This window comes from Levilactobacillus mulengensis, assembly GCF_003946045.1.
Classification (GTDB): domain Bacteria; phylum Bacillota; class Bacilli; order Lactobacillales; family Lactobacillaceae; genus Levilactobacillus; species Levilactobacillus mulengensis.
In genome coordinates this window covers 43597-50248 of the sequence record NZ_RHNW01000019.1, presented here as the reverse complement: position 1 = coordinate 50248, position 6652 = coordinate 43597, and the positions used below count along the sequence as shown (strand labels likewise).

The 6652-nt window shown below is 40.0% G+C and carries 9 protein-coding genes; 3 read left to right on the top strand and 6 right to left on the bottom strand.

Features of this window, described 5'->3' with window-relative positions:
• The first annotated feature begins 200 nt into the window (after positions 1-200).
• The 3 genes from EKM84_RS12845 (at position 201) to EKM84_RS12835 (ending at position 2336) form a co-directional block, all read left to right on the top strand.
• Positions 201-458 (top strand): hypothetical protein, encoded by a 258-nt coding sequence (locus tag EKM84_RS12845; protein WP_125766103.1) that lies wholly within the window; start codon positions 201-203, stop codon positions 456-458.
• 20 nt (positions 459-478) lie between these two features.
• Entirely contained in the window at positions 479-853 is a 375-nt protein-coding gene (locus tag EKM84_RS12840; RefSeq protein ID WP_125766102.1) for an acetyl-CoA carboxylase, read from the top strand.
• Between the two features lie 448 nt (positions 854-1301).
• Positions 1302-2336 carry a hypothetical protein gene (locus EKM84_RS12835; protein WP_125692942.1) on the top strand — a complete coding sequence of 345 codons (1035 nt, stop codon included), beginning with the start codon at positions 1302-1304 and terminating at the stop codon, positions 2334-2336.
• Positions 2337-2478: 142 nt separating this feature from the next.
• On the opposite strand, the gene EKM84_RS12830 is transcribed toward EKM84_RS12835, so the two are convergent.
• The 6 genes from EKM84_RS12830 to EKM84_RS12805 all read right to left on the bottom strand — a co-directional run bounded on the left by EKM84_RS12830 (position 2479) and on the right by EKM84_RS12805 (position 6614).
• On the bottom strand, positions 2479-3603 hold the full coding sequence (locus tag EKM84_RS12830) for an XRE family transcriptional regulator (RefSeq protein WP_125692940.1): 1125 nt from the start codon (positions 3601-3603) through the stop codon (positions 2479-2481).
• The gene (locus tag EKM84_RS12825; protein WP_125766101.1) at positions 3584-4252 is read right to left on the bottom strand and encodes a hypothetical protein; all 669 of its coding nucleotides are present in this window, start codon (positions 4250-4252) and stop codon (positions 3584-3586) included. Before EKM84_RS12825 ends, EKM84_RS12830 begins: the two co-directional genes overlap by 20 nt.
• Positions 4253-4365: 113 nt before the next feature.
• Positions 4366-5418, bottom strand: a complete 1053-nt coding sequence (locus EKM84_RS12820) for a GH25 family lysozyme (protein WP_125766100.1) — start codon at positions 5416-5418, stop codon at positions 4366-4368.
• Positions 5418-5936: a phage holin family protein gene (locus EKM84_RS12815; RefSeq protein ID WP_125766099.1), complete on the bottom strand. Its 519-nt coding sequence runs from the start codon at positions 5934-5936 to the stop codon at positions 5418-5420. The genes EKM84_RS12820 and EKM84_RS12815 overlap by 1 nt, the downstream gene beginning before the upstream one ends.
• Positions 5929-6231, bottom strand: coding sequence for a hypothetical protein (locus tag EKM84_RS12810; RefSeq protein ID WP_125766098.1), 303 nt, complete (start codon positions 6229-6231; stop codon positions 5929-5931). Before EKM84_RS12810 ends, EKM84_RS12815 begins: the two co-directional genes overlap by 8 nt.
• On the bottom strand, positions 6228-6614 hold the full coding sequence (locus EKM84_RS12805; protein WP_125766097.1) for a hypothetical protein: 387 nt from the start codon (positions 6612-6614) through the stop codon (positions 6228-6230). The genes EKM84_RS12810 and EKM84_RS12805 overlap by 4 nt, the downstream gene beginning before the upstream one ends.
• Positions 6615-6652 lie beyond the last annotated feature (38 nt).

The following is a 6652-nucleotide window of genomic DNA, read 5'->3' as shown; positions in this document are numbered from 1 at the left end:
ATGCCCCGAGCAGGCATACTTGATCGTGCTATATCAATGATTAAAGCCGTGCAGTGCAAAAAAAGTGCAAACGTTTTTCTTTTTATAAATCCGTTTTATTCCCTCACCTAGTAAAAAATCCATTTCTAAGCATTCAAAATTATATATTTTCATTGATTAAGCGAACAAACGTTCGTATAATAAAAGCTGAGGTGATAGTTATGGAACAACAACCACTTAATGGAACCCTTGAAAGCGACCCCCGGACTATCAAACTAAGCCCCCTGCTCCTTTATGTAAAGATACGCGACTCCAAGACAAACGAGCTAATCAATTGTTTGGTACATGCCCACGCTTTGGATTTTCTTTATCGTGCAGAGAAAGGATCAACTGTTGCACTGTTTGGTCATTACAATAGTAAAAAACAGTTTGTGATCACCAAATACGCATTCTGCGCTACAACTGTGACTACAGCATAATGATGATGGGGTGATATTTAGTGATACAAATAGAGAACGATGCAAAGATTATCAATAAACGAACCGACCAAAATTTCAAACGGCTCATCAACACGCGCTATCAGATTAATGTGGTTTTCAATCACTACTCCAACACGTTCAACTTTCTTATGTATGTGGCCCATCCTAAGAAGCGTTCTCGCTCAATCCCCTTGCACACTGTAGAGACAGATGATCTTGTCTATCTGGAATCGCTAATCAAGCAGATTCGAGCGCACACCCAACTGACCATCACTTATACTGATTTTGTCGGCGAAAAGTGGCCATCAGACTTGCGACCTATTCAAAAGACATCAGCGGCTGGTGATGATACCCAGTATCTGAAAGTGCACGAAAGTACACGACTAAACGGCTAATTTAAGAGTAAAAATAGCTAATGTGTACCAAAACATGCACCATTATATCAATTTCCACCGATTTTCACCGTTTAATCAAAAATAACCCCCCCGTCAAATCAACGTTTTACGGGGTTCCGTGATAATTAACACACTTAATTGAAGGAGAGTACAGGTCTTAAATCTATTGTCATCAAAAACAGCTATATCACCCTATTATAGCCATTAATCGACGCTTATTATTTTTTCTGGCTACGAATTTGGCTACGGTTATCCTAAAATAACGATGTTTATTTGCCTTTTCAAAACGTTATTCTGCGTAATCATATATGAGATACACATATTGAAAATAATCCTAAGTCTTCCACCTTTTTTAATAATCAATTCATCACATTAGAAGCATATTATTTATGTTTAAAATCAGTTGTGATATCATTAACTTTGTTTTTATTTAGGGAGATGTTTTCACTTGCATACAAATAGAGCGTGGAAAATAAAAGGTAATGGTGGAAAATTACATAACTTAAATTCACATCGTTTTTTTATTGATCATCAATGTGCCTCGTGTGGATGGTCATTTGAAGATATTCCTGATAGATCATCTATCAAAACATTAGATGATTATAAAGTATTTTGGCATAAACAGATAAAAGAAAAACATTGGAAAAAGAAATGGAATAATCAAGGTGTTCATCAACTATTTGATAATATTAAAAAAGGTGATTTTCTTTGGACAAGAGATTCAGGAGAGTATTTTGTCGCAGAGATTACAGATGATCCTAAAAATCTATTTTACTTTGATACTAGCCTTGAAGCTACTGATAATGATTGTTCTGCACAACTAAAAAATATCGAATGGGTTAAAGTAGGAAAAGAAGACAGTGTACCTGGATCCGTTTCGTTTTATCCCGGTTTTGGATCTTTAGTTCGCATAGATAGCCATGAAGAAACAATTAATCAAGCATGCCCTTATACACCAACTAGCCTTTTTTCAGCTCTTTGCTTAAAACCATCACAGAACTTGATGAAGAAACACAAAATTACCAATAAAATGGAGTTTTTTCACTTAATCGGCTATGCCGCTGCAGAAGACTTGGTTGCCCTGTGGCTTTATGATCGTTTTGGATATGTTACTATTCCGTCAACTAACAAAATCAGTACCGAAAAATATGAATTTGCATTGGTAGATACTTCTATTGATGATAGTGGAAAATATATAAATCATAAAAAAATATATATACAAGTTAAAAACGGTAACGTTAATTTAAACACTAATGACTATAGTTCATTACTTTTAGAAAATGAAGAAATATGGCTAATCTCTACGCTGGGGACAATTGACAACAAAAAATCATCAAGCCGCATAGAACGTTTGTTCAGAAAAAGCTCAAATATATCGATTGAAAAATACGATATAAATGAATTGTTAAACTTCGTTTTTGACAAAAATAAACAAAAAATTTTGCCAACCAGCATAACTCAGTGGATCCCTTTATTTCTATAGAAAACTAATTTTCTAAAAGTCATTATCCTATCCCCGTTATATTTATTCAATCCCCTATATTTAGTAGATACTTATGGATAATAAACACTTAACAAAACAAAAAGCCACCCACCTCCTAAGAGATGAGTGGCCCTTTTCATACTTATAGTAAACGCAACTTGGGTTCACTAACTGCCATTTTATTGTTTAACTTGATTCCAAGAGAGCACTCTAGTTCATCAAATGGTAATTTTAATTCTGAAAGTAAATCAGCTTCTGACATGATGCCATTATCAACAATCATTCTGAACACCTTTTGGAAAAGTGTAGGTTCTTCCACCTTCAACATATCATCAAGAGGCTCAACTCTTCTCCACTTATTCCATGAGATTCTTTTGTTTAGATAGAGTTTCTGATCGTCATTGATTAAATGAAGTTGATACGTCTTATACACCATAGACTGTATTGATGTCTTCCAATACTTTTTCATCTTTACATAATATTCCAACGAGGTTGAAAGCAAACTTTCGGTAAATGCCTCATCTGGCATCAAAAAAGTTGATGCAAAAAGATTAGCTTGTCGTTCAATCGTATTTTTTAACTGCTGGGTAGTAAAATCATGTATGCTTTCAACTCCTGCATGCAAGACCAAGTGTCCCAGCTCGTGAGCCACATTAAATCTTCGTCTAACCGATGATTCACCATTATCGGTTAGCATGATGAAAGGCCTACCCCCAATCACTTCAGAGACAGCATCCAGTTTATCATTGGTCATGTTTGTTTTTACAACGATGATTCCGTGCACTTCTGCAGTTCTAATCACATCATCGACCGGTGTGCTAGTTCCTAATCCCCAACGCTCACGTATTTGCATTGCCATCGATTTTACAATTTCATCAGTCATTTCCCTCACATTCATATCTAGAGGCTCAGGTATATCAACTTTAGGAAAATTAACATAGCGACTTAACACCGAATAAATATCATTTTGAAATGATAGACGAACACTTTGCATATCACGCGCCCGTTTTGTCGCAGCACTTTGACTACGGAAAAAAGTCGCTCCATGTAAATTGCTGGCCTGCCCAGATGAAAAATAGCTTTTTGGAAAATTAAGATTAGATATAAGCTTCACTAGATAGTTCCCACTTGGAATCGTTTTACCCAACTCATAATTGGAAATCATTTGTCTTGATATTCCTGTTTCCTTCGCTAAAACTGTCATAGTTTTTCCACGAGCAATCCGAGCCCGTCTTAGCTGAACTGGATTAAACCGAGTATTCTCCATTTTTTCCATCCTCCAATAGTTTCTTGGACATAGATGTGAGGCTAAGGTCTAATTTATCAGCTGCTTTAGTCTGCTCTGCACTAGAAATAACCATTGGAGCATGCAATATGCTAACTTGACCAATCCATTTTCCAGTGTCTACATCCGGCAAACCAAGCTCGATGTAATCCAGTCCATAGTCTCTCCCACCATATGTTAACAAAAGAAAGGCCGGTGCATTAATGTCAACTTGACTATTTAATGGATCATTAGGATCATCGAAAAGACTAATTTGTTGATTCATAAGTCCAAGCTTCTGCCGATATAATGCTTTGCGCGGGATAGCTTTTGGACCTCGCGTTTTCACTGGGCTTATAACTGCTCCCTTTACTTTAAGAGAGAGATAGGTATGCCCGTTAGAATATTTACTAGAAGTACCACTTAGGATATCTCCATCGATTAAGCCTTCTCTTACTGCCCACTTCATACTATAGTCAACGAAGCTATGACGTAAATACCCATATGAGTTTCTAAAATCGTTCTCTTTCAGAACCGGGTTACCACTAATGAACTCATTAAATGCCTTTGAGGCGTGCTTAATTGTCATCGACATAACGCCGGATAACTTTGGATCACATTGGCTTTTCAATAGGCCTTCAAGTTGATACATATTGCTTTCCTCCTTTACCTCACACATGCTATGTTAATAGTTTGCCATTTTATTAAAAAAATGTCAACATCAAAAAAAGCGCCCACCCCGTTAGGAGTGAGCGCCTTCGTGTGTTACTTGATAAAACTGTTAATCTTCTTGTTTCCACTGATATAGTATCCGTTAGCCAGTTGGATTCGAGTTGTGTCCCCGTACTTGACGATCTTAGCAACATCAAACTCAGTCCCAGCTGGTTGCCAGTCAACAACATGCTTAAGGGCCTTATCTTTGTACCGGTGAGTACCGCGTACAGACTTTACTCGCTTGACACCGCCATCAACAGAATAGTATAAGCGATTAACGTTGGCTTGGTTAGACGTGATGTAATAGCCGTTTGCCAACTGGAACCGGGTAATTTTACCATAGGTTACCACTTTAGCAATCGCAAATACGGTGCCGGCTGGGAAGTTGTCTACTTTGTGTTTGAAGGCAACGTCCTTGTAGCGATTAATTGGCGTCCGGGCATAGATCATCTTGGGATTGTATCGGTAGTAGATGGCCTTCTTCGGCTTAGCTACATGAGTGGTAGTGCCATAGTAGTAGTTTGAGTACATTTGGGACACATCGAAACCACCATAACACCCAGGGAAGTGCCTGCTTGACGTCCATTGCCAGCCATTATATCCGGTATAAAGCTTAAACCCGGACGGGTTATAAGGATAGTTAGCTACCCAACCACCACGGCCCGAGTTGTTCAATGGTACCGAATTAATCCAGCTGCCCATCGTATAGACGTCTGTCTTAGGATAACCCATGCGATGGACTTCGTTAATCCAAGCCTTAACAATTTTGGAGTTCTGATTCCAACCAGAGTTGGTGGCTTCAAAGTCAAGTACGATCACACTGTTCTTTCCCAATCCTGCCTTAAACGCACTTCGGGCTGCCATTTGTGCTTCGGCCTTAGCCCCAGCCACTGTCGTGAATCGCGCAAAGTGATAACCGTTGACGTGTAAGCCAGCAGATACCGCGTTACGAATGCTTTGCTTGGCCGTTTGGTCAGTGAAATACGTGCCTTCGGATAGCTTGGCTATCATGGCTTTTACCCCATATTTTTTCATTGAACGCCAATTGGCAACGGTCATGATTCCATTGTTATTGGACGTATCCACAACATCATAATGCGGCATTACTTTGCATCTCCCTCCGTAGTGGCCGTCTTTTCGGGTATATCTAAGGGTGCTGGGTCAGCGGGCACTGTCGTAGCTTGCTTGTCCAGTTGTGCTTGCTTATCAGCGAACGCTTGCTCTGTGTCCGCCAGAGCGGCATTGTATTCAGCCTGTTTTGCTTGGGCTTTCGTATCTGTTGTTGTCATCGACTGATATGCTTTTTCGATGGCTGCTGAAATAATTTCCGGTGCCAGACTATCATGACCAAATACTTTCATCTGGCCTGTTACATCAGCAATCGCCTGCTCACGCTTTTCTTCCCCTGGCATTTCATAATTAGTGGCCGCCTTGTTGACAGCACTGAAAGCCAGTGTGTCTAACAGTCCCAATACTTCGCGCTGAGTAGCGGACTTGTTCGCCGCAATCTTGGTCTTCAATGCCGGATTGATCCGGGTAAACCAGCCAACCAGGGCAAAAATTAAGACACCTAAGATACCGGTGTCATTGAACAATTTAATAATCTTCGTAAATTCATTCATGCTCGTTTCCTCCTGTTAACTTATTAATCTGTCGCTGCATTTGCCCCACTTGCTGAGTTAACGCATCAATTGTATGTGATTGGGACTCAACCTGTGATGTGAGTTCCGCAATTTTTCCATTCTTAGATTCAAGCTGTTCTAATAGGTCTTGGACTTTGCCAATCATCTCTGGCATAGACTGGGCGTAAGCCGTTTCTGTGGCCGCCCGTGAACTTGATCTGGTACCTTTGAGCGTAAACCACGATGCCAACACGCTAACTATAGCCGTGAAGATATATCCCGCATAATCTTTCAATTGGCGTCACCCGCCCACGCTTCTAAAATTGTTCTTCCGGCCACAGCAAACATCAACCAGCAATCTAGGTGTGCAAATGGGTGCCCCATCATCTCGATGTTTTGTAGCAAAAACGCCATGGCGTAAAGTGTCCACACACAAGTTGCGGCCACATAGCACCACTTGATTAGCGGTCGGATATCGTACAAGGCCGCCACAAGTATCACAGTTCCAACTACGATATCAGCCGCCGCAAACGGTGGATCGTCAATATGACTGGCTACCGTGTTAAAAAGGTCGGGGGCACCAAAACGGAACGAGCTGGCGATAAAATAAGCACCCAAGAGAATTGTCTCGAGCGCCGTTACCAGCAAAAATCTATTTTTCCTGACATTACTTTGCACACTTGCTTCACCCCTTTCCCACAAAAAATCCCATCAAA